General features: G+C 64.1%; 22 protein-coding genes and 1 pseudogene. 16 read left to right on the top strand and 7 right to left on the bottom strand.

The annotated features are described in order from the left end of the window. Positions 1-3 precede the first annotated feature (3 nt). The 3 genes from gdhA to AC4D1W_RS15065 are packed head-to-tail and all read right to left on the bottom strand — an operon-like array spanning position 4 to position 3,007. Entirely contained in the window at positions 4-1,344 is a 1,341-nt protein-coding gene (gene gdhA, locus AC4D1W_RS15075) for an NADP-specific glutamate dehydrogenase (RefSeq protein WP_490890357.1), read from the bottom strand. Between the two features lie 55 nt (positions 1,345-1,399). Beyond that, positions 1,400-2,155 (bottom strand): IclR family transcriptional regulator, encoded by a 756-nt coding sequence (locus tag AC4D1W_RS15070; RefSeq protein ID WP_490899261.1) that lies wholly within the window; start codon positions 2,153-2,155, stop codon positions 1,400-1,402. Positions 2,156-2,161: 6 nt separating this feature from the next. Beyond that, entirely contained in the window at positions 2,162-3,007 is an 846-nt protein-coding gene (locus AC4D1W_RS15065; protein WP_490899260.1) for a nitrilase-related carbon-nitrogen hydrolase, read from the bottom strand. 226 nt (positions 3,008-3,233) lie between these two features. Here AC4D1W_RS15065 and AC4D1W_RS15060 point away from each other — a divergent pair, with 226 nt between their 5' ends. From AC4D1W_RS15060 to AC4D1W_RS14995, 14 genes are all read left to right on the top strand, one after another. Next, positions 3,234-4,055: a DUF6282 family protein gene (locus AC4D1W_RS15060; protein WP_490899259.1), complete on the top strand. Its 822-nt coding sequence runs from the start codon at positions 3,234-3,236 to the stop codon at positions 4,053-4,055. A gap of 67 nt (positions 4,056-4,122) precedes the next feature. After that, the gene (locus tag AC4D1W_RS15055; RefSeq protein ID WP_490890365.1) at positions 4,123-4,767 is read left to right on the top strand and encodes an ABC transporter permease; all 645 of its coding nucleotides are present in this window, start codon (positions 4,123-4,125) and stop codon (positions 4,765-4,767) included. Further along, positions 4,764-5,981: an ABC transporter ATP-binding protein gene (locus AC4D1W_RS15050; RefSeq protein WP_490899258.1), complete on the top strand. Its 1,218-nt coding sequence runs from the start codon at positions 4,764-4,766 to the stop codon at positions 5,979-5,981. The genes AC4D1W_RS15055 and AC4D1W_RS15050 overlap by 4 nt, the downstream gene beginning before the upstream one ends. Beyond that, entirely contained in the window at positions 5,978-6,760 is a 783-nt protein-coding gene (locus AC4D1W_RS15045) for an ABC transporter permease (protein WP_490899257.1), read from the top strand. Before AC4D1W_RS15050 ends, AC4D1W_RS15045 begins: the two co-directional genes overlap by 4 nt. Positions 6,761-6,785: 25 nt before the next feature. Continuing rightward, complete coding sequence (locus tag AC4D1W_RS15040; RefSeq protein WP_490899256.1) at positions 6,786-7,751, top strand: glycine betaine ABC transporter substrate-binding protein; 966 nt, start codon at positions 6,786-6,788, stop codon at positions 7,749-7,751. Between the two features lie 55 nt (positions 7,752-7,806). Continuing rightward, positions 7,807-8,727, top strand: a complete 921-nt coding sequence (locus AC4D1W_RS15035; protein ID WP_490899255.1) for an alpha/beta hydrolase — start codon at positions 7,807-7,809, stop codon at positions 8,725-8,727. A 244-nt stretch (positions 8,728-8,971) separates the two neighbouring features. Continuing rightward, positions 8,972-9,436: a cupin domain-containing protein gene (locus tag AC4D1W_RS15030; protein ID WP_490899254.1), complete on the top strand. Its 465-nt coding sequence runs from the start codon at positions 8,972-8,974 to the stop codon at positions 9,434-9,436. Positions 9,437-9,665: 229 nt separating this feature from the next. Then, positions 9,666-10,676, top strand: a complete 1,011-nt coding sequence (locus AC4D1W_RS15025; RefSeq protein ID WP_490890377.1) for a LacI family DNA-binding transcriptional regulator — start codon at positions 9,666-9,668, stop codon at positions 10,674-10,676. Further along, on the top strand, positions 10,666-12,216 hold the full coding sequence (locus AC4D1W_RS15020) for a sugar ABC transporter ATP-binding protein (RefSeq protein WP_490899253.1): 1,551 nt from the start codon (positions 10,666-10,668) through the stop codon (positions 12,214-12,216). The genes AC4D1W_RS15025 and AC4D1W_RS15020 overlap by 11 nt, the downstream gene beginning before the upstream one ends. After that, the gene (locus AC4D1W_RS15015) at positions 12,209-13,195 is read left to right on the top strand and encodes an ABC transporter permease (RefSeq protein WP_490899252.1); all 987 of its coding nucleotides are present in this window, start codon (positions 12,209-12,211) and stop codon (positions 13,193-13,195) included. The genes AC4D1W_RS15020 and AC4D1W_RS15015 overlap by 8 nt, the downstream gene beginning before the upstream one ends. Before the next feature lie 55 nt (positions 13,196-13,250). Next, positions 13,251-14,195, top strand: coding sequence for a substrate-binding domain-containing protein (locus AC4D1W_RS15010; protein WP_490899251.1), 945 nt, complete (start codon positions 13,251-13,253; stop codon positions 14,193-14,195). Continuing rightward, complete coding sequence (locus AC4D1W_RS15005) at positions 14,192-15,142, top strand: ribokinase (protein ID WP_490899250.1); 951 nt, start codon at positions 14,192-14,194, stop codon at positions 15,140-15,142. The genes AC4D1W_RS15010 and AC4D1W_RS15005 overlap by 4 nt, the downstream gene beginning before the upstream one ends. Then, positions 15,139-15,522 carry a D-ribose pyranase gene (gene rbsD / locus AC4D1W_RS15000; RefSeq protein WP_490899249.1) on the top strand — a complete coding sequence of 128 codons (384 nt, stop codon included), beginning with the start codon at positions 15,139-15,141 and terminating at the stop codon, positions 15,520-15,522. The genes AC4D1W_RS15005 and rbsD overlap by 4 nt, the downstream gene beginning before the upstream one ends. A 76-nt stretch (positions 15,523-15,598) precedes the next feature. Further along, positions 15,599-16,612, top strand: coding sequence for a pirin family protein (locus tag AC4D1W_RS14995; protein WP_490899248.1), 1,014 nt, complete (start codon positions 15,599-15,601; stop codon positions 16,610-16,612). 118 nt (positions 16,613-16,730) lie between these two features. Here AC4D1W_RS14995 and AC4D1W_RS14990 read toward each other — a convergent pair whose 3' ends face one another. Further along, on the bottom strand, positions 16,731-16,934 hold the full coding sequence (locus AC4D1W_RS14990; protein WP_490890391.1) for a hypothetical protein: 204 nt from the start codon (positions 16,932-16,934) through the stop codon (positions 16,731-16,733). 114 nt (positions 16,935-17,048) lie between these two features. Here AC4D1W_RS14990 and AC4D1W_RS14985 point away from each other — a divergent pair, with 114 nt between their 5' ends. Further along, positions 17,049-17,411 carry a PadR family transcriptional regulator gene (locus tag AC4D1W_RS14985; RefSeq protein WP_490890392.1) on the top strand — a complete coding sequence of 121 codons (363 nt, stop codon included), beginning with the start codon at positions 17,049-17,051 and terminating at the stop codon, positions 17,409-17,411. Beyond that, a complete protein-coding gene (locus AC4D1W_RS14980) occupies positions 17,411-18,763 on the top strand; it encodes a permease prefix domain 1-containing protein (RefSeq protein ID WP_490899310.1) in 1,353 nt (450 codons plus the stop codon). The genes AC4D1W_RS14985 and AC4D1W_RS14980 overlap by 1 nt, the downstream gene beginning before the upstream one ends. Before the next feature lie 34 nt (positions 18,764-18,797). On the opposite strand, the gene AC4D1W_RS14975 is transcribed toward AC4D1W_RS14980, so the two are convergent. The 3 genes and pseudogenes from AC4D1W_RS14975 to AC4D1W_RS14965 form a co-directional block, all read right to left on the bottom strand. Further along, a complete protein-coding gene (locus tag AC4D1W_RS14975; RefSeq protein ID WP_490899247.1) occupies positions 18,798-19,421 on the bottom strand; it encodes an MBL fold metallo-hydrolase in 624 nt (207 codons plus the stop codon). Next, positions 19,421-20,524 carry an S-(hydroxymethyl)mycothiol dehydrogenase gene (locus AC4D1W_RS14970; protein WP_490899246.1) on the bottom strand — a complete coding sequence of 368 codons (1,104 nt, stop codon included), beginning with the start codon at positions 20,522-20,524 and terminating at the stop codon, positions 19,421-19,423. The genes AC4D1W_RS14975 and AC4D1W_RS14970 overlap by 1 nt, the downstream gene beginning before the upstream one ends. A 179-nt stretch (positions 20,525-20,703) precedes the next feature. Next, positions 20,704-20,827 (bottom strand): annotated as a pseudogene (locus AC4D1W_RS14965) (pyridoxal 5'-phosphate synthase lyase subunit PdxS); the annotation flags it as partial.

The following is a 20,827-nucleotide window of genomic DNA, read 5'->3' as shown; positions in this document are numbered from 1 at the left end:
GCGTTACACCACGCCCAGCGCAAGCATCGCGTTGGCCACTTGAACGAAGCCGGCGATGTTCGCGCCCGCCACATAGTTACCCGGCAGGTCATACTCGTCAGCCGTGGCAGCGCAGCGCTCATGAATGTTGATCATGATGTCCTCCAGCCGCTGCTCGGTGTATTCGAAGGACCAGGCGTCACGGCTGGCGTTCTGCTGCATCTCCAGAGCCGACGTCGCCACACCGCCTGCGTTGGCCGCCTTGCCGGGACCGAAAAGGATTCCTGCTTCCTCAAACAATCCGATCGCCTCGGGTGTGCATGGCATATTGGCGCCTTCAGCCACCGCTACCAGACCGCCGGCGAGCAACCGCTTGGCGGCAGTTTCATCCAGCTCGTTCTGCGTGGCACACGGCAGCGCAACCCCGCCGTCGACATCCCACACCGAGCCGCCGGCAACGAAGACCGCGCCAGAGCCGCGCTCCTGCGCGTAGTCGCTGACGCGTCCGCGCCGGTTTTCCTTGATGTCGCGCAGCAGCTCGACGTCGATGCCCTGCTCCTCGACGACATACCCGGCTGAATCGGAGCAAGTGATCACGTTTGCTCCCAGCGCCTGTGCTTTCGCGATCGCATGCAGGGCGACGTTTCCGGAGCCCGAGACGAGGACCCGCTGCCCATCAAACCCGAGGCCCCGGCTCGCGAGCATTTCCCGGGTGAACAGCACGGCACCATAGCCGGTTGCTTCCGGGCGGACCAGGGACCCACCCCAGCCAATGCCCTTACCGGTCAGAACACCGGACTCGTAGCGGTTGGTGATCCGCTTGTACTGGCCGAACATGTAACCGATCTCGCGGCCGCCGACACCGATGTCGCCGGCGGGAACGTCCGTGTGTTCACCGATGTGCCGGTAGAGCTCCGTCATGAACGACTGGCAGAAGCGCATGACCTCGCCGTCGCTGCGGCCGCGCGGGTCAAAGTCGGATCCCCCTTTGCCGCCGCCTATCGGCAAGCCGGTCAGCGCGTTCTTGAAGATCTGCTCGAAACCGAGGAACTTCACGATGCCAAGGTAGACCGAGGGGTGGAACCGCAGCCCACCCTTATAGGGTCCCAACGCGGAATTGAATTCGACGCGGAAGCCGCGGTTGATGCGGACCTTGCCCTCGTCGTCGACCCACGGGACGCGGAAGATGATCTGGCGCTCGGGCTCGCAGATGCGTTCGAGGATCGAGGCCTCGACAAACTCCGGATGTTTCTTCATCACAGGGGTGAGGGAATCGAACACCTCAGACGCAGCTTGGTGGAATTCAGTTTCGCCGGGATTCCGACGGACCACTTCATCGCGGATTGCTTCCAATACCGAGTCCATAAGGAGCTCCTTCGCTACGTGACTTACCAAGCCAGCTTACTGGTGCTCTAGCTGATCATGCGGGGGCGGTCTGACGAAGACTGTTGGCAGCGGCCAGAAGATGACCCCCGAAGTACTCTATGTGCCCCTCCACCCGGGCAGCCGGACCGGAGATGTTGAGGGCGGCGATGATTTGTCCCGAGATATCCCGCACAGGAGTGGCTATGCCGATAATCTCCGGATCAAAGATCCGGTTGGCGACCGTGTACTGGCGCTCGCGGGACTGCCTGACGCCGTCGAGGAAGGCTGTCGCCTGCCGTTTTGATATCTTCGGCTCTGAACTGCGTGCAATCTCGAGGATCACGTCATCGTCATGGTCCATCAGCAATGCCATGCCGCTTGAACTTCGGACGACGGGAATCGTCCGGCCGACCCAGCCCTGGGTTTCAAGGGAACGCCGGGAGCCCTCCGAGCGGACGGTGAGCACTTCCCCGTCGCTCAGGACGGTCAGATGACTGCGCTCCCGGACGTTATCGGTGAGCCTTCGCATGATTGGGCCCGCATTCTTTGCCAGATGCTGGTCACCGGCCCGTGAGGCCAGTGCGTACAGGCGCCAGCTCAGTTCGAAACAACCCCCTGAGTCGCGGGTGACCAGGCCCGACTCCAGGAGGCTTTTCAGTTGCCTGGAGATGATCGACTTATCCCGGTCCAGCGCCCGTGCAACTTCGGAGACGGTCATTCCCCGCGGGTGCACACTGGCATCCGCGGCGGCCAGCACCTCCAACAGCGCCATCATTTTGGCGGCGCTGCTCTGCTTCTGCTCGGCAGTCATCAGGGTCTAGAGCTCCTCGGCAGCCAGCTTTGCAGCCTCTCGGGCAATGACGTCGGCACGCGATTCCTGCAGCAGAGGCCACCGGCGGCGCAACAAACGCAGCTCCTGCAAATCGAGCTCACAATCAGCGACGCCCTCGTCCGGGCCAAGCTCTGCGATCACGTCACCCGAGGGATGGTAGACGCGGGAGCCGCCCCAGAAATCCCGCCGATCCTCTTCACCACAGCGGTTCACGAAGATGACATAGGACTGGAGCACGACTGCGGCATGCAGCAGAAGAATCTCCCAGGCGCGTGCTGTCGGCACGCCGACGGTGCTGGTAGCACTGTTCACCGGCACAACCATCACCTCTGCCCCGCTATGGGCGGCGAGCCACGGTACCGCGGGCTGCCAGGCGTCATTGCAGATCAGCACCGACATTCTTGTGCCAAGGACGTCTTCGCACCGCAGGGTGCCGCCCGGCCGGAAATGCTTGCGCTCCTCCCAGCCACGATACGTGGGGAGATACATTTTGCGCTGGATTATGGCCTCACCGCCCGAAATCGTCGCGGCACTGTTGAACGAGTGGTGGCGGAAGGCTTCCGCGAATCCTGCCACCACCACGGGGCCGTGTGTGCCGAGCTTGAGCAGCCGTTCATCCGTAGGACGCAGCGGCAGCGCATCGGGAACCTCACTCAGGTGATAGCCGTGGGTGGCTAGCTCAGGCGCCACCACCAGGTCCCGGCCGCTACTGTCCGCAACGAGAGTATCGAGCCTCTGCAGATTCCCATCAACGTCGCCCAGAACGGGGTTCGTCTGGAGCAGCCGGACCTTCACGGAATCCGACTCCCGGAAGCCGTCGTATTGGTTCACTGAATTTCTTTCTGCGCGGAGTATTTGTACTCGCCATCACTATCCACCGCAGGGTGAAGCACAGCAACACGTCGATGCAAACTATGCAACACAAAGATGCATCGCTCGTTGCTGATTTTGCACCGTACCGTTGCGCAGATCACGGTGTACTTCTAGAGTCATCGGCATGACGACCCACGCACGCTGAAGTGCATGGAGCGCAACGAGACGAGGCGTTTTGTTTGATGTGCACGTCCACGCCGCGCCCGACGTGCTTGACCGCATCGGGTACGACGATGAGATCTGTGCCGAATATGTCGCAGCGGGGTTCAGTGGGTTCGTACTCAAGGGACACCAGGAATCCACAGTTGGCCGAGCCAAAGTACTCTCACGCACCTTCGGCCTCGACGTCGTCGGCGGTATAGCGCTCAACCGGCCCGCCGGTGGGATCAACCCTTCCTCCGTCGCGGCGACGCTCCACAGCGGTGGCCGCGTGGTGTGGTTTCCCACCGCTGATGCGCACACGCAGGAATCGGCGGCCCTCCCCCGGCTTTGTGATCTCCAGCCGCGTCTCGGCCGCTCGGCGCTGGCCACTCCTCCGGTCCTGGCTGCCGATGACAAAAAACTCGGTGACATCTCCCTGGTGCTGGACCTCATCGCCGAGTTCGACGCAGTCCTGTGCACCGGCCACCTCAGCGGTCCGGAGTGCCGCTGGCTCTTCGAACAGGCAAGAAGCCGGAACATCAGGCGTTTCCTGCTGACCCATCCCTCTTACACAGTCCCCGGAATGAGTCCGGCAGAGATAGCCGAATTGGCGGAGCTGGGCGCGCACGTGGAAATCACCGCGTACCAGCTGTGGCATCAGCCGGGAATGACCGATGCCCTCCTTGGGGACGTGGCCCGCGCTGCCGGGGACATGCTGATCCTCGCATCGGACGCCGGCCAGCCCGACAGCCCACAACCGCCGCTGGCGCTCAGGGAGCTGATTGAACGGCTGGCCAAGCAGGGACTGGACCGAAAGTGGCTCGAAGCCAGCGCAGCCGACAAGCCAAGGGAGCTCGTCTTGTGACCATATCCGCGACCCGAACCAGCGGCAGGCGACGGACCGCTAGGCACCAACCGGGAAGGAGCGCCCCATGGAATTTCTGGATTTCCTGATCAGGCGCAGCGACGACATGCTCGAACTTGGTCTCGAACATGCCGCCGTCGTCGGGGTTTCGGTACTGCTCGCCACCGTCATCGGCGTCGGACTGGGTGTGGCCACCTACCGAAAACCACGCCCCCGTGAGGCGGTCCTGGCGGTCACCGGTGCATTCCTCACCGTGCCTTCATTCGCGCTGTTCATCCTGCTCATCGGTCCACTCGGCCTGGGCGCGCTGCCGGTGGTGGTGGCATTGACCATGTACGGGCTGCTCCCGATCGTGCGGAACACAATTACCGGGCTCCGCGAGGTGGACCCGGCCATCGTCGAAGCGGCCAACGGAATGGGAATGAGCCGCCTGCAACAGCTGCTGCGGATCGAACTGCCGCTGGCCTGGCCGGTCATCATCACCGGGGTTCGCGTCACCACCCTTGTGCTGCTCGGCATCGCCGCAATCGGCTCCATTGTTCTCGGCCCGGGTTACGGCGAACTCATCTTCACCGGCCTCGCCAGGGTCGGCACCCCGGTCGCTGTCCACCTTGTGCTGGCCGGAACGATCGGCATCATCATTCTCGCCATCCTGTTCGATGTCCTGTTCTACGCCATCCGCAGGCTCACTACGTCTCAAGGAATCCGATGAATGTCTCTACCGGAAGCAGTCAGCCGCCGCGAAAGGTCATGATTCGCCTCGAAAACCTCACAAAGCGGTTCCCGGGGCAGCAGGACAACGCTGTCGATAACCTGACCCTCGACATCTACGAGGGAGAGATCGTTGTCTTCGTCGGACCTTCCGGCTGTGGGAAAACCACCACCATGAAGACGATCAACCGGATCATCGAGCCGACCTCGGGGCGGATCATTCTCGACGGCGAGGACGTGACCCGGGCTGATCCGGACAAGTTGCGGCGTCGTATCGGGTACGTTATCCAGCAGGTGGGCCTCTTTCCCCACATGACCATCGGCGAGAACGTGGCGACCGTTCCGAAACTGCTGGGCTGGGACGCCAAGCGGGTTTCGGCCCGGGTGGACGAGCTGCTGAACATGGTCAACATGCCTCCGGCGGAATACCGCGACCGGTATCCAAAACAGCTCTCAGGTGGTCAGCGCCAGCGTGTGGGAGTTGCGAGGGCACTTGGTGCCGACCCCGACGTCATGCTGATGGACGAGCCGTTCGGAGCCATCGACCCCATCACCCGCGACCGGTTGCAGAACGAGTTCCTGCGCCTGCAAGCCGAGGTCCGAAAGACCATCGTCTTCGTAACCCATGACATCGATGAAGCCATCAAGATGGGCGACCGGATCGTCATTCTGCAGGAGGCGTCCCACATCGCCCAGTACGACACCCCGGAGCGGATCCTGACTGCTCCGGCGAACCAATTCGTTGCCGACTTCATCGGCAAAGGGGCATCGCTCAAACGCCTCAACCTGAGCCGCGTGGCCGATATCGAGCTCTCCCAGTGGCCGACAGTACGCACAGGCTCCAGTCCTGCTGCAGCGATGGCAGCACTGGAGGGCAGCGGCCGCGACGCCGTGCTGGTGCTCGACGACGAATCCCGGCCCCGCCGCTGGGTGAGAGCTGAGGAGCTTCAGGGCGCAACCGGCGTCGCGCTGGAGGGAATTGGAGTTCCGCCCCAATCGATGGTCCGGCCGGATGCAACCCTGAGCGATGCGCTCAACGATCTGCTCTCGTCCGAAAACAGCGTCACCATCGTGACGGACGATCGCGGGGCATACCAGGGCGTGGTTGACATCAAGCAGCTCAACGCCGCCATCCGTTCCATGCGCCGGTCCGGTACAGGACAGACCGGAAATCCGGACGACGCTATGGTCCAAACGGGCGAGGGCCTGTCATGAGCGTTCCAGTCCGGGATAGAGACGTCGTAGTTCAGACCCCGCCGAGCACCCACCCCCGCACCATCGGCGGATATCTGGTCATGCCGGCGTTCCTGGCAGCCGCCTGCCTCACCATGTATCTCTACGTCACCTCGCGCGAACTGGACAGCATCGAAGCCCGCTCCCTGAACCCGGCGTCGCTGGCCACTGCAACCTGGGAACACATCCAGCTGACGGTGGTTTCGACCATACTGACGCTGATCATCGCCATTCCTCTCGGAATCCTGCTCACGCGGCCGTTCACCCAACGGTTCCGTCCTTACGTGATCACTGCCCTGACCCTCGCGCAGGCCATTCCCACCATTGCCGTGCTCGTCCTACTGGCGGTGGCTTTCCTGTTCCTCGGGTTCCAGGCGGCAGTCGTCGGCCTTGTGCTCTACGCGATCATCCCGGTGTTGCTGAACACCATGGTGGGGCTGGAACAGGTCGACGAGTCCGTCCTGGAAGCAGGCCGCGGAATGGGCATCTCGAAGATGGGAGTGCTGTGGCGCCTCGAGCTTCCACTGTCGGTGCCGATCATCCTGGCGGGCGTCCGCACCGCCCTGGTGATCAACGTCGGCACAGCAACCCTGACCACCTATATCAACGCGGGCGGCCTCGGCGACATCATCGTCGCCGGCCTCTCCACGAACCGTGTGCTGATTCAGCTTGTCGGTGCCGGCCTGACCGCCGTACTGGCACTGCTCATCGACTACCTGGCAGGAATAGCGGAAGACTTCCTGCGCCCCAAAGGCCTTTAGAACACCCGACAACAAAAGAGGAATCATGAAAACAACCCTTGGAAAGGCATCGGCGCTTACTGCAGCCGGAATCAGTCTTGCCCTGACGCTGTCCGCTTGTGGCGGAGGCGGCGACGGCGATGGCGGGGCCGGGGGCGGTGGCGGCGAAGCTGCCGGCGGCGGAGAGCTGGAAGGCGCGCAGCTGGCAGTTGGCTCGAAGGAATTCACCGAGTCCATCCTGCTGGGCCAGATCACCGCCGTCGCGCTCGAAGATGCCGGCGCGGAGATTGAAGACCGGACCGGTATCTCGGGCAGCGCGACCGTCCGCGAGGCGCTGGAAACCGATGAAGTCGACATGTACTGGGAGTACACCGGCACCGGTTGGGTGAACATCCTGGGCAACTCGACTGAGGACGTTCCGGAAGACCTGTACGCCGCCGTCTCGGAAGCCGACGCCGAAAACGGCATCGCGTGGCTCGAACCGGCTCCCTTCCAGAACACCTATCGCATCGCTGTCCCGAGCAGTTTCGCGGAGGAGAACGGCCTCGCCACCATGAGTGACGCGGCGGCTTACATCCAGGAGAACCCGGATGAGGGTGCAGTCTGCGCTGCCAGCGAATTCATCAACCGCGACGACGGCCTTCCAGGGCTCGAGGAGGCCTACGGGTTCGAGTTCAGCAGTGTAGTCGAGCTGGACCTGAACCTGATCTACACGCAGATCGGCGAGGAGTGCAATTTCGGAGAGGTCTTCTCGACCGATGCACGCATCGTCTCCAATGACCTGACGGTCCTTGAGGATGACGAGGAATTCTTCGTCGAATACCAGGGCGCCATGACACTGCGACAGGAAACCCTCGATGAGTACCCGGCCATCGTGGAGATCATGGCGCCCATCAGCGAGTCCCTGACGAACGAAACGATCACCGAGCTGAACGGCAGGATCGACAACGATGGCGAACAGCCCCGTGATGTTGCTGAGGAGTGGCTTGAGAGCGAGGGGCTGCTTGGCTAGCGCAGGCCTGGCCACAGCCAGCACATGCCCCGCAAGCCAGATAAAAGGAACACAAATGATCGAGAAGGAAACAACGTTCTTCAGTGAGGGCAGCCGCCTCAAGGCGACCCTCTACTATCCGGACGATTTGCCGGGCCCGGGCCCCCACCCGGCAATCATCGTCAACTCCGGGTATCAGGGATTCAACGAGTTCTATCCGAGAATGTTCGCGAAGCAACTCACTCGGCGCGGCTACATCTGCCTCGGTTTCGACTACCGCGGGTTTGCCGACAGCGAGGGGGAAAAGGGCACGGTTCTCATTGAGCAGCAGGTCGAGGACGTCCGCAATGCGGTCACCTTCATGCAGTCCCAGGAGGACGTGGATGACGCCCGTCTGGGCTTGGTCGGGTGGGGCATGGGGGCGGCGAACGTGATTGTCGCCGGAGAACGCGCCCGGAACGTTGCCGGCGTAGCAGCTCTGAACGGCTTTTACGACGGCGAGCGGTGGCTGCAGTCCATCCACACCTATGACGAGTGGACGAAAATCCTTGACGAGGTGCAGCAGGACCGCATCCACCGGGTGCTCGAGGGGGAATCCCGGCTCGCCGACACATTTGAGCACTACCCGCTGGACCCCGCCACCAAGGACTACGTGGGGAAGGAACTTTCCCAGGTGTATGGTTTCGGCCATCCGACGCGAATCCAGTTCACGGAGTCGATCATGGACCTGAACGTAGAGAAGGTGGTCGCCGGCCTCGCTCCGGTTCCGCTGTTCATCGGCCACGGTTCACGGAACACGCTCCACCCGTTCAGTGAAGCGGCTTCGCTGTATGCTGCAGCGTCTTCGCCAAAGACGCTCTACACGATCGATGGGCGGCACAACGACTTCATGTATGTCGACCATCCGGAGTTCGTGCTGTTGTGCGACGAGCTGCAGACGTTCTTCGACAACGCCTTCGCCTTCAGCGCCTCTCCCCCGCGGAGCATCTCCGCCTGACGGCGTTCCAACGGCACGGCGTTCAACGGCAACGAAATGGGCTCACCGCATGCACGCGTAGTGGGCCTCTTTCGTGCCCCGATGGGCTAACCACCGTTCAGCGGCTCGGCGAGCGACGTCTTCAATTGTCTGGTCAGCCACCGCTTGTACGACTCTTCCGTCCATCCACAGGTGAGAACCAGAGCGCGATAGAGGGCCGGGTCATTGTGGATCCATAGCGCGTCGATCCACCGTAAAGGGAACAGTGCTCCACGACGACGACGGCGCCGCCTACTGGTTCCTCGGCAGTCTGGCCACCGTCAAGGTTTCCGGCGAGCAGACCAGGGGCAAGCTGACCGTCATCGAGTTCGTCAACCCCGCCGGATTCTCACCCCCCGTGCACCGCCATGTCTCCGAGGACGAGTGCTTCTACATCATTTCCGGGTCCGCGAGGTTCCAGTGCGACGGCGAAACCTTCGACGCGGGCCCCGGCGGCCACGTCTTCCTGCCGGTCGGATCGACCCACACCTTCAAGGTTCTCGGAGAGAAACCACTGAGGTCCCTCCAGATCACGGTGCCTGCCGGCTTCGAGGAGTTCACCGCCGAGGCGGGCCAGCCCGCCCTTGAGCGTGAACTTCCGCACCCTGGGCCCGTTGATCCTGCGGCGCTCGGCGCAGCGGCGACGCGCCACAATATTGAAATCCTGGGACCGCCTCCCGCCGAACTCTGAAGCTCATCCCGCCCCGGATTCCCCAACTCCTGCCTGCAGACAGTCCCAACGGCGGCGTGTCGCAGAGACACGCCGCCGGGCAGGTCAGAACCCGGGGAAGGTGGTCCGCGGTGCAAACGATAACGCGCCTGATGCCGCTGTTGACCTCCACCAGTGACCTGTGCCATAGTTTGTAATCGATTCCATGGAAACGATTCCATGAGCAAGCGTAGGAGCACAGGTGCGATCAGTGACGATCAAGAACGTCGCCGACATGGCGGGCGTTTCAGTAGCCACCGCCTCCCGCGTGCTCTCCGGCCACCCTTCCACTTCCGAGGAAGCGCGCACAGCGGTCAATGGTGCGGCCAATAAACTCGGCTTCCGCCCCAACGCGCAGGCGCGATCGCTCCGCAAGACCAGCACCCAGACCATCGGCCTGGTGCTCCCCGACGTCCGCAACCCCTTCTTCGCGGACCTTGCCCACGCCGTCGAACAGCGTGCCCGCGACTTCAAATACCTCACGCTGTTCGGCAACGCCAACGAGGACGCCGAACAGCAGGACCGCTACTTCGACATCATGCTCACGCAGCGCGTCGACGGCCTCATCGCGGCCCCGCAGGGAGACATTGCTGACCTTCAGGCGGTCCTCGACAGCGGCGTTCCCACCGTCTTCGTTGACCGTGTCATCCCCGGCACCGCCGTTCCGAGCGTGACGCCGGACAACACCACCGGCATCCAGGAAGCAGTCCGTCACCTGACCAACCTGGGCCACCGCCGCATCGGTTACATCGCCGGCCCCCAGTCCACCTCGACCGGGCGCGAACGCCTCGCCGCTTACCAGGACGCACTCGCGGACACCAACGCAGACGACGACGCCGGCCTCATCTTCTTCGGCGACTTCCAGTCAGCCAGCGGTGCAGCAGGTGCCCGCCACCTGCTGGAACTCCCCCAGCCGCCTACCGCCCTGCTCGCAGCCGACAGCCTCATGAGCATCGGTGCCATCGGTGTCTGCAACGAACGCGGTCTGGCCATCGGCACTGACCTGGCATTCGTTGCCTACGACGACATCGAAGCCTTCACCCTCATCAACCCGGCTCTCACCGTGATCGCCCACGACGTCGACGCCATGGGCCGTCTCGCCGTGGACCTCCTTACGCAGGTCATCGCCGGTGAAACCCCGGATTCCGTGATACTCCCCAGCCGCCTCATTGTCCGCGGTTCCACCACGACCCTTCCAGGAGGCATTCATCGTGAGCGATAACTCAGGGACCGACAATCCCATCCTGACGTTGGAAGACGTCACCAAATCCTTCGGACCCGTGACAGTAATCAAGGGTGTGACCGTCAGCGTCTACCCCGGCAAAGTACAGGTGCTCCTCGGAGAGAACGGCGCCGGCAAGTCCACGCTCATCAAGATGATGGCCGGCGTGTACCAGCCTGATGGCGGCCGAATCCTCGTCGACGGCAAGGAAGTCCGCCTCCCCGACACCAACGCCTCCGAAGCCCTGGGTATTGCCACCATTCACCAGGAACTCAACCTCGTGGGTTCAATGACCGTCGCCGAGAACATCTGCATGGGACGCTTTCCCCGCCGCTTTGGGCTGGTGGACCGACGGAAAATGCGCGAGATCGCCCGGGAAGCGCTCGGCATGATCGGACTGGACATCGATGTGGACCACAAGGTCAGCGAACTCGGCATCGCCCGCCAGCAGCTGGTCGAGATCGCGAAGGCGCTCAGCCTGAACGCCCGCATGCTCATTCTTGACGAGCCGACGGCGGCACTCACCAAACGAGAAATCTCCGCCCTGTTCTCGGTTGTGAAGGACCTTCGCCAGCGCGGCGTGGGCATGGTCTTCATCTCGCACCACCTGGACGAAATCGCCGCAATCGGCGACTCCGTGTCGGTGCTGCGCGACGGCGAATTCGTCGCCGAGGTTCCCGCGGACACGCACGAGGACGAACTTGTCCGGCTCATGGTCGGACGCTCCATCGAACAGCAGTTCCCCCGTCGCCGTGAGTACGACGGCCCGGCCGACACACTCCTCGAAGTGGAAGGCCTCTCCACCAAGGGCCTGGTGAACAACGTTTCCTTTACCGTGCGGGCCGGTGAGATCGTGGGGCTTGCTGGGCTGGTCGGCGCCGGACGCACCGAGGTGATCCGTGCTGTCGCGGGTGTCGACCCCTACATCAGCGGGTCCGTCCGCGTGCGCGGCAAGGAACTGCCCAAGTCCAGCATCGGCGCGGCCATTCGTGCCGGCGTCGGGCACGTCCCGGAAGACCGGAAGGCACACGGGCTGGTGCTCGGCGCACCGGTCAACGAGAACATCGGCTACGCAACGCTCGCAGCGACGGCGAAATCCGGACTCGTGGACCGCACGGGTCAGCGCAAGCGCGCACAGGACGTCTCGGACAAGTTGCGCATCCGCATGCACAACCTCGACCAGGTGGTCGGCTCGCTCTCGGGCGGCAACCAGCAGAAGGCGGTCTTCGCCCGCTGGATCGTGGCGGGTTCCAACGTCCTGCTGCTGGATGAGCCTACCCGCGGCGTCGACGTCGGCGCCAAGGTCGAAATCTACGAACTGATGAACGCAATCACCGCAGCAGGCGGCGCCGTCGTCATGGTGTCGAGCGAACTGCCGGAGGTGCTCGGCATGAGCGACCGCGTGCTGGTGATGAGCGGTGGACATATTTCCGGTGAATTGAGCGCCGACGACGCCACGCAGGACGCCGTGATGTCGCTGGCGGTGCGCGATGTACAGCGCGATCTTGAAGACAAGCTGATGGAGGACGGTCATGAATAAGGTTGCAACCGCGGCGGCGCCGAAGAAAACGCGCGACGGCGGCTCACGGGTAGGCAGGTTCCTGGCCGACAACGGCGCACTGGTGGGACTCTTCGTCCTCGGACTGGCGCTGTTCATTGCGACGCCGGACTTTCTCACCGGGCCCAACCTGCTGAACATCGGCATCCAGGCCTCCGTCATCGCGGTCCTCGCGTTCGGGCTGACCTTCGTCATCGTGGCCGCCGGCATCGACCTCTCGGTCGGTTCAGTCGCAGCACTCTCGGCCATGGGTTCGGCATGGATGTTCTCGCAGGGCTCCATGCCCGGCTGGATCGCGCTGATCGGCGGGCTTGCTATCGGTGCGCTCGCCGGCGCGGTCAGCGGTTTCGCCGTCGCCTATGGCAGGCTCCCCTCCTTCATCGCCACGCTTGCCATGCTCAGCATCGCCCGCGGGCTCACCCTCGTCATCTCCGACGGCCGCCCGATCGGCACCGCGCCCGCTGTGTCCTTCCTCGGCGGCGATCTCGGCGTCATCCCCATGCCGATCATCGTGCTGGTCGTTGCGGGACTGGTTGCCGCGTTCATCCTGAACTTCACCGTCATGGGCCGCTACATGTACGCGGTCGGCGGAAACAAGGAAGCGGCGCGCCTCTCCGGTGTTCCCGTCCGCAAGGTCCTCGTCACCGTGTTCGCGCTCTCCGGGCTCTTCGCCGGGCTCGCCGGGCTCCTGCTCTCCGGGCGCCTCGATTCCGCCCAGCCACAAGCGGCCGCGGGCTACGAGCTCGACGCGATTGCCGCCGTCGTCATCGGTGGCGCTTCGCTCGCGGGCGGTATCGGGCGCATCAGCGGCACGCTGGTAGGCGCGCTGGTGCTCGTGGTGATCCGCAACGGCCTCAACCTCCTCAACGTCTCCTCCTTCTGGCAGCAGGTGGTCATCGGCCTGGTGATTGCCGTGGCCGTCGGAATCGACTCCCTGCGCCGCAAGAACACCCCGCACTAAAGACTTCCCGTCCGAAAACCGTCCTCACACGGAAAACACAGAAAAGGAACCAACAATGAAGTTCACTTCCCCCCGCAAGGCAGCAGTACTCACCATGTCGCTGGCACTCGCTTTCTCCGCCACCGCGTGCAACCGCGGCGGCGAAGAGGGAGCCGAAGGATCGACGTCGGCCACCCTCGCCCTGTCCACCCTGAACAACCCGTTCTTCGTTGAACTGCGCGACGGTGCCGAAGCCGCCGCGGAAGAGGCGGGCATTGAACTTGAGGTGGTCGACGCGCAGAACGACTCCGCGACCCAGACCAACCAGCTGGCCACCGCCGAAACCAGCGGAACCGACGGCGTCATCATCAACCCGGTTGACTCCGACGCCGCTGCGGCCGCAGTTGCACCGTTGGTCCAGGGAGACATCCCGGTCGTCGCCGTCGACCGCGCAGTCAACGGCGCCGAGGTGGCCTCCCTCGTTTCCAGCGACAACGTAGCCGGTGGCAAGCAGGCAGCGGACGAGCTCGCCAAGGCCATGGGTGAAGAGGGCAAGGTCATCGTCCTGCAGGGCGTTGCCGGCACCTCCGCCAGCCGGGACCGCGGCGCAGGCTTCGAAGAGGGCATTGCCGCGTACCCGAACATCGAGGTGGTAGCCATGCAGACCGCCAACTTCGACCGCGCTGAAGCCCTCAACGTTGCCACCAACCTGCTGCAGGCCAACCCCGACGTTACCGGCATCTTCGCGGAGAACGACGAAATGGCCCTCGGCGCCATCCAGGCTCTCGGCGACAAAGCCGGGTCCGAGGTAAAGGTTGTCGGCTTCGACGGCACCGAGGACGGCCTCGCCGCCATCCAGGAAGGCACCATGACGGCCACCATCGCGCAGCAGCCGGCCGAGCTCGGCAAGCGCTCCGTCGAGGTCCTCCAGCAGGTCCTTGCCGGTGAGACCGTCGAAGAAACCATCCCTGTTCCGGTCACCACCGTGAACTCGGAGAACGTTGGTGAATTCACCGAATGAGCACTCAGTCGCCGGGCGTCGTCGTTGTAGGGTCCATCAACGCCGACCTCGTAGTAACACTGGAACGCCACCCCCAGCCGGGCGAGACCCTGCTGGGACGAACCATGACAGTGATGCCCGGCGGCAAGGGCGCCAACCAGGCCGTAGCTGCGGCGAAGCTGGGAGCCCCAACCACGATGATCGGTGCGGTCGGTCAAGACTCCTACACCGACGTCGCACTTTCCGGTCTGCATGCGGCCGGCGTCAATACTGACGCCGTGCAGCGCGTAGGGACCACTACCGGCGTCGCCATTGTGGAGGTCGACGACGCCGGCGAGAACACTATCGTCGTCATCCCCGGCGCGAACGGCGAAGTCACGCCTTCGATGGTCGCCTCAGCCGCGGATCGGATTGCCGACGCCGGGGTGCTGGTCCTGCAGGGCGAGATCCCTGCCGCCTCGGTCGCTGCGGCGGTTGGGGCTGTGCTTTCGGGCGGTCATACGCGGGTGCTGATCAACCTTGCACCCGTGATCGAGCTGGACCGTGAGACGCTGCTACGCGCAGACCCGCTGGTGGTCAATGAGCACGAGGGGGCGCTGGTACTGGCGCAGCTCACCGGCGCTCCGGCACCCTCCGATCACGCCGAGACAGCCAGGGCGCTTACCGAGTGCGGCTTCCAGTCCGTTGTCATGACGCTGGGCGGTGCGGGCGCGCTGCTGTCGGATACTGCCGGTGTCCTCGAGGTGCCCGCGCCGTCGGTAGCGGTGGTGGATACCACCGGCGCCGGGGACGCCTTTGTGGGAGCGCTGGCTGCCCGGCTGGTTGTCGGAGACGCGCTGCCCGACGCCGTTCGTGTCGCTGTTCGGGTCGGCGCGTTCGCCGTCGGTGCCGAGGGCGCACAGCCTTCCTACCCGTCGCTGACCGATACGCTCCCCGAGGCACCGACCCCGCAAGGAGCCGAAGCTTGAAGAAGAACGGAATACTGAACGGCCCCATCAGCGCCCGGCTCAGCACTCTGGGTCACGGGCATCTGGTGATGATCACGGACTGCGGCATGCCGCTGCCAGATTCTGCCGCCGTCGTCGACCTCGCCCTGGTGAAGGGGACGCCGGCATTCGCGGAGGTGCTCCGCGCGGTGCTGGCCGACCTCGAGGTTGAAGGTTCGGTCATCGCAGCGGAAGCATCCGGGACCGTTGTGGAGGAAACTGTGCGGGCCGAGGGCCTCTCCCCCGACTCGGTAAGTCACGAGGAGCTGAAGGAACTGCTCACTCAAGCGCGGCTCATCATCCGAACGGGCGAGGCGACGTCGTACGCAAACGTTGCGCTCCGCTGCGGGGTCACGTTCTAGAGGCCGCCAGGGCCGACCCTGCTAGATTTCTTGCAGGCCACTCTGAACCTACCCGCCACCGCAGCAGAGGATTGTGATGACCAATCTGGACGCGCACCCGCAGGAAATGCTCTGTGCGGGAAACCCAACCCCGGTTGCTGCTGAGCTGCTGGCCCCCCGCGACGTGCCGCTGGGAGGGCCGCGGGCAATGACCGTGCGCCGGACCCTGCCGCAGCGGCAGCGCAGCATGATCGGCTCATGGTGTTTTCTGGATCATTACGGCCCGGACCCGGTGTCGGAGTCCGGCGGAATGAGCGTGCCCCGGCACCCTCACACCGGACTGGCCACTGTGAGCCTGCTCTTCACCGGGGGGATCAGCCATCACGATTCCTCCGGCGCCCACGCGCTGGTGCGCCCCGGAGAGGTCAACCTGATGATCGCCGGGCGCGGAATCTCCCATCAGGAATTCTCCACACCCGACACCTCTCTCCTGCACGGCGTACAGCTCTGGTACGCACTGCCCGACGCAACCCGCCACATGCCGGCGACATTCGAACACTACGAACCCGAGCCGATCACAGGCGAGGGAACGCTGCTCCGGGTGTTCCTCGGATCCCTGGCGGGGTCCACGTCACCGGTCGAGACCTACACACCGCCGCTGCTGGCCGCCGAAGTCAATTTGGAGGCCGCAGCCCGGTTGGAACTGAACCTGGACCCGAAGTTCGAGCACGGCGTACTGCTGGACAGCGGCGACCTCACCCTCAACGGCTCAGAGGTTCCGGGAAACCACCTGGCCTACCTCCCGCCCGAGCAGCGCTCCCTGATGCTGGAGGCCGGAGAACAACCGGCCCGGCTCATCCTGATCGGAGGCGAGCCCCTGGGCGAGCAGATTGTCATGTGGTGGAACTTCATCGGGCGTACCCATGACGAGGTGGTCGCCTACCGTGCTGCCTGGCAGGCCGAAATCGGCGCGGAACGGTCCGGCGCACCCGCTGACGACCACTACGACGACGGTGCCCCCTACCCTCGCTTCGGCCCTTACCCGGAGGGGCAGCCTGCTCCGCTGCCGGCGCCGGTGATGCCCACAGTACGATTGCGTCCCCGGGGCTAGGCACGCGGAGCGCGGCGAGCGCGCAGGCTGTCCTGTTCTTGGCGAGCGGCTGGTCCAGTTTCATCACCTGATGTGCCGATCTGTCGACGGCGGCCTGGTGATGCGGTAAGCGGAGGACTCAGTCCACGAACTCCGACTGGATCTCGATGAAGTCCCAGTCCCGCGGATCAAGCGTGGACCCGCTCAGGTCCGGCCCGCCCGCCTCACGCACGGCGTTCGCGGCACCCGGGTCAACCTCCGGCGCCCGCAGATTCTCGCGGAACCATTCCTTGTGCCTGGTGTCCAGAAGTATCCACCACTGCTCAATGCGAAGCTCTGCCATGACGCACCCCTCGAATCAGTCTGGGCTTCCACGGTAGGCCTGCACACGCGGTGGCAACATACCTAGCGCTGCTATGCTTTGCTTACCTAACACCTCTAGGTATCTGGAGATCCAGTGCGCATTGATAAAGACCTTGTGGCGGCCTCCGCCACCCCGCTCGTTCTGGGCATCCTGGCGGAGGGCGACCTTTACGGTTATGCCATCCTCAAACGCGTCGGCGAGCTCTCCGGCGGCAGCATGCAATGGACCGACGGAATGCTCTACCCGCTGCTGCACCGGCTCGAACGGCTCGGTTACGTGGACTCATCGTGGGGCACCTCGGAGGCCGGTCGCCGTCGTAAGCATTACGCCATCACACAGACCGGGCGGGAAGCCCTCGCCGAACGCCAGCAGCAGTGGACCGTCGTCGCCGACGCGCTGCGGCAGGTATGGAACACTGCGCCGAGACCACCCGCAGTGACCGAGGGGTGGGCGTGATGGCGATGCACGCAGAGCTCGAGGCGCAGATCGACCGCTGGCGCAGCTACGTTCAACGCAGCCAGGCGATCTCCCCCGCCGACGTCGACGAGCTCGAAGACCACCTCCGCGAACAGATCGCCGAGCGGCAGGCCACAGGCCTCGACGACGAGGAAGCGTTCCTCGTCGCCATCAAGCGCCTCGGCAACCTCGACGCCGTGTCCCGCGAATTTGCCCGCGAACACACCGACCGGCTGTGGAAGCAGCTTGTGCTGCTCCCCGGATCAACAAACGACGACGGCGCCACCCCGCCCTGGCGCGAACTGGCCGTGGTCCTCGCCCTGGCTGTGGGTGCGGGCATCGCAGTGAAGGTGGGTCTCTCGCTCATCGAGAACGAAAACGTGTTCGCGCGAAACCTTGGTCTGCTCGTGTTCCCGTTCCTGGCCGGCTACTTCGCCTGGAAGCGGCAGCTCACCTCCTATGTCGGCGCGGCGCTGCTGATCCCTTTCGTAGCCCTCGCCGCGGTACTCAACCTGTATCCGTTCTCTCCCGGCGGTTCCACGGAGCTACTCGCGGTTCTCCATGCCCCGGTGGTCCTGTGGCTGCTGGCGGGGCTTGCGTATGTCGGCGGCCGGTGGCGGTCCGACAGCCGCCGCATGGACTTTGTCCGCTTCACGGGCGAGTTCGCGATCTACTACACGCTGATTGCCCTCGGCGGCGGCGTGCTGATCGGCCTCACAATCGGCGCCTTCGCGCTCATTGGCACCGACTTCGAGCCGATCCTCGGCGAATGGATCCTGCCGTTCGCTGTGCCGGGGGCACTGGTGGTGGCAACCTGGCTCGTCGAGGCCAAGCAGAACGTCGTCGAGAACATCGCCCCCGTGCTCACGCGCATCTTCACCCCGCTGACCATTGTGATGCTGCTGGCCCTGCTGGGAGTGATTGCTGCGTCGGGCGGCCTGGTGGACGTCGACCGTGAACTGCTCATCCTCATGGACGCGATCCTCGTGCTCGTCCTGAGCCTGCTGCTGTACTCGATCTCCGCGCGGGACTCTCTCGCCCGTCCCAACCTGTTCGATGGGTTGCAACTCGTTCTGGTCGTGGCGGCGATTGCGGTCGACGCGGTGATGCTGACTGCAATGCTCACCCGGATCGCCGAGTTCGGCTTCAGCGCCAACAAGATTGCTGCGCTCGGGCTGAACGTTCTCCTGCTTGTGCATCTGATCCGGGCGGCATGGCTGACAGTCAGCTTCCTGCGCAGACGGCGCCCGTTTGCGCAGCTCGAAAACTGGCAGACACGGTACCTGCCGGTCTACGGCGCGTGGGCCGCCGTCGTCGTCGTTGTGTTTCCGCCCCTGTTCGCGTTCTCCTGACCTGACCCTGGCAGCGGCTCAGGGCTCACGTGAGTTACCCCTTCTCAGCCGCAGCCAGCGTCAGTCGCTCAGCCGCGATGGTCGTGTCATCACCGTGACCCGTGTGAACCACGGTGTCTTCGGGCAGCGTGAGGAGTTTCTCCTGGATTGAGGCCACGATGGTCGGGTAATCGCTGTAGGACCGCCCTGTTGCACCCGGACCGCCGTTGAACAGCGTGTCGCCCGTGAAGACCCTTCCTTTGCTCTCCAGATAGAAGCACGTGGAGCCGGGCGAATGGCCGGGCGTGTGCAGCGCTCGCAATTCCCCACCCGCAATCCGAAAAACGTCGCCGTCATTCAGCTCATTATCCGGCTGTAGGTCCGTGTAGACCTGCTCCCACAGCACGTGATCCTCGGGGTGCAGATAGAGGGGTGCCTTGACCGCTTCGGCAACTTCGCGGGCTGCGCCGATGTGGTCGTTGTGCGCGTGGGTCAGCAGGATGGCCAGGACTTTACGGCTGCCAACCTGGTTGATGATGGCGGCGGCGTCGTGCGGGCAGTCGATGATGACGCATTCGTCGTCGTTACCCACGAGCCAGACGTTGTTGTCCACGTCCCAGGTGCCGCCGTCGAGGGAAAACGTGCCCGACGTGACCAGCTTCTCGATACGCAGGCTCATCAGGAGACCACCGACCGATCGATCTCGACGACGGAGCGGAGAACTTTACCTTCGTGCATCTTGGCAAAGGCCTCATCCACCTGGTCGATGCCGATGCGTTCCGTGACGAACGCGTCCAGGTCCAGGTTGCCCTGCTTGTAGTGGCTGACGAGCATGGGGAAGTCACGCGAGGGCAGGCAGTCCCCGTACCAGGACGACTTCAGCGAACCGCCCCGGCCGAAGACATCGAGCAGCGGCAGTTCCAGCTTCATATCCGGCGTCGGGACACCTACCAGCACCACGCGACCGGCGAGGTCGCGGGCGTAGAACGCCTGCTTGTAGGTCTCAGGACGGCCGACGGCGTCGATCACCACGTCCGCGCCGTTGCCTCCGGTCAGTGCCCGGATTGCCTCGATCGGATCTTCGGCCCGGGAGTCCACGCCATGGGTTGCTCCCAGCTCCTTCGCCATCTCGATCTTGTTGGCGTCGATGTCCACGGCAATGATCGTGGTGGCCCCGGCCAGCTTTGCGCCGGCGATCGCGGCGATACCCACGCCGCCGCAGCCGATCACGGCCACGGATTCACCGCGCTTGACCTCACCGGTGTTGATGGCCGCGCCGATGCCTGCCATGACACCGCAGCCCAGCAGCCCGACGGCGGCGGGATCGACTTCCTCGTCCACCTTGGTGCACTGCCCGGCAGCAACCAGGGTCTTCTCCGCGAAGGCGCCGATACCCAGCGCCGGGGAAAGCTCCGTGCCATCCTCGAGGGTCATCTTCTGCGTGGCGTTGTGCGTGTTGAAGCAGTACTGGGGCTGGCCCTTTGCACATGCACGGCAATGACCGCAGACGGCACGCCAGTTCAGGATGACGCGGTCGCCGGGAGCCACCTCGGTGACGTCCGGACCGACGGCGCTGACCACGCCTGTGGCCTCGTGACCCAGCAGGAAAGGAAAGTCGTCAGAGATGCCCCCCTGCAGGTAGTGCAGGTCGGTGTGGCACACCCCGCAGGTGAGGATGTCCACCAGCGCCTCTCCCGGACCCGGATCCGGCACCAGGATCGTCTCCAGTGTGACCGGAGCGTTTTTTTCCTTGGCGATGACAGCTTGGACTTTATGAACCATGAGTTGGTTCCTTTCCAGAGACGCAGGGACTCAGGGGATGGTAGATGGTCGGTCGAGCGCAGTTCGGCACCTGTGCAACGATTCCAGAATGCGGGTATAACGCTTATGCGACAACTGATATATGAGTACGCTAATCTGGCGCCCATAGGCTGTCAACGCATGACATGATATCCACTGTTTTACCAGCCGCGTTCGGCGAGGCGGTGCGGCTGCGGGATCTCCTCAACGTTGATACCGACCATAGCCTCGCCCAGGCCCCGGGAGACCTTCGCGAGCATGTCCGGATCATCATGGAACGTGGTG

The organism is Arthrobacter sp. TJ-170 (genome assembly GCF_058269305.1).
The sequence above is the reverse complement of the archived record's forward strand: the minus strand, read 5'-3'. Positions and strand labels throughout refer to the sequence as shown.

Coding starts and splice junctions, on each gene's coding strand:
- gdhA (WP_490890357.1), bottom strand. CDS start 1,344: ATGGACTCGGTATTGGAAGCAATCCGCGATGAAGTGGTCCGTCGGAAT.
- AC4D1W_RS15070 (WP_490899261.1), bottom strand. CDS start 2,155: ATGACTGCCGAGCAGAAGCAGAGCAGCGCCGCCAAAATGATGGCGCTG.
- AC4D1W_RS15055 (WP_490890365.1), top strand. CDS start 4,123: ATGGAATTTCTGGATTTCCTGATCAGGCGCAGCGACGACATGCTCGAA.
- AC4D1W_RS15050 (WP_490899258.1), top strand. CDS start 4,764: ATGAATGTCTCTACCGGAAGCAGTCAGCCGCCGCGAAAGGTCATGATT.
- AC4D1W_RS15045 (WP_490899257.1), top strand. CDS start 5,978: ATGAGCGTTCCAGTCCGGGATAGAGACGTCGTAGTTCAGACCCCGCCG.
- AC4D1W_RS15040 (WP_490899256.1), top strand. CDS start 6,786: ATGAAAACAACCCTTGGAAAGGCATCGGCGCTTACTGCAGCCGGAATC.
- AC4D1W_RS15035 (WP_490899255.1), top strand. CDS start 7,807: ATGATCGAGAAGGAAACAACGTTCTTCAGTGAGGGCAGCCGCCTCAAG.
- AC4D1W_RS15015 (WP_490899252.1), top strand. CDS start 12,209: ATGAATAAGGTTGCAACCGCGGCGGCGCCGAAGAAAACGCGCGACGGC.
- AC4D1W_RS15010 (WP_490899251.1), top strand. CDS start 13,251: ATGAAGTTCACTTCCCCCCGCAAGGCAGCAGTACTCACCATGTCGCTG.
- AC4D1W_RS15005 (WP_490899250.1), top strand. CDS start 14,192: ATGAGCACTCAGTCGCCGGGCGTCGTCGTTGTAGGGTCCATCAACGCC.
- AC4D1W_RS14995 (WP_490899248.1), top strand. CDS start 15,599: ATGACCAATCTGGACGCGCACCCGCAGGAAATGCTCTGTGCGGGAAAC.
- AC4D1W_RS14990 (WP_490890391.1), bottom strand. CDS start 16,934: ATGGCAGAGCTTCGCATTGAGCAGTGGTGGATACTTCTGGACACCAGG.
- AC4D1W_RS14980 (WP_490899310.1), top strand. CDS start 17,411: ATGGCGATGCACGCAGAGCTCGAGGCGCAGATCGACCGCTGGCGCAGC.
- AC4D1W_RS14975 (WP_490899247.1), bottom strand. CDS start 19,421: ATGAGCCTGCGTATCGAGAAGCTGGTCACGTCGGGCACGTTTTCCCTC.
- AC4D1W_RS14970 (WP_490899246.1), bottom strand. CDS start 20,524: ATGGTTCATAAAGTCCAAGCTGTCATCGCCAAGGAAAAAAACGCTCCG.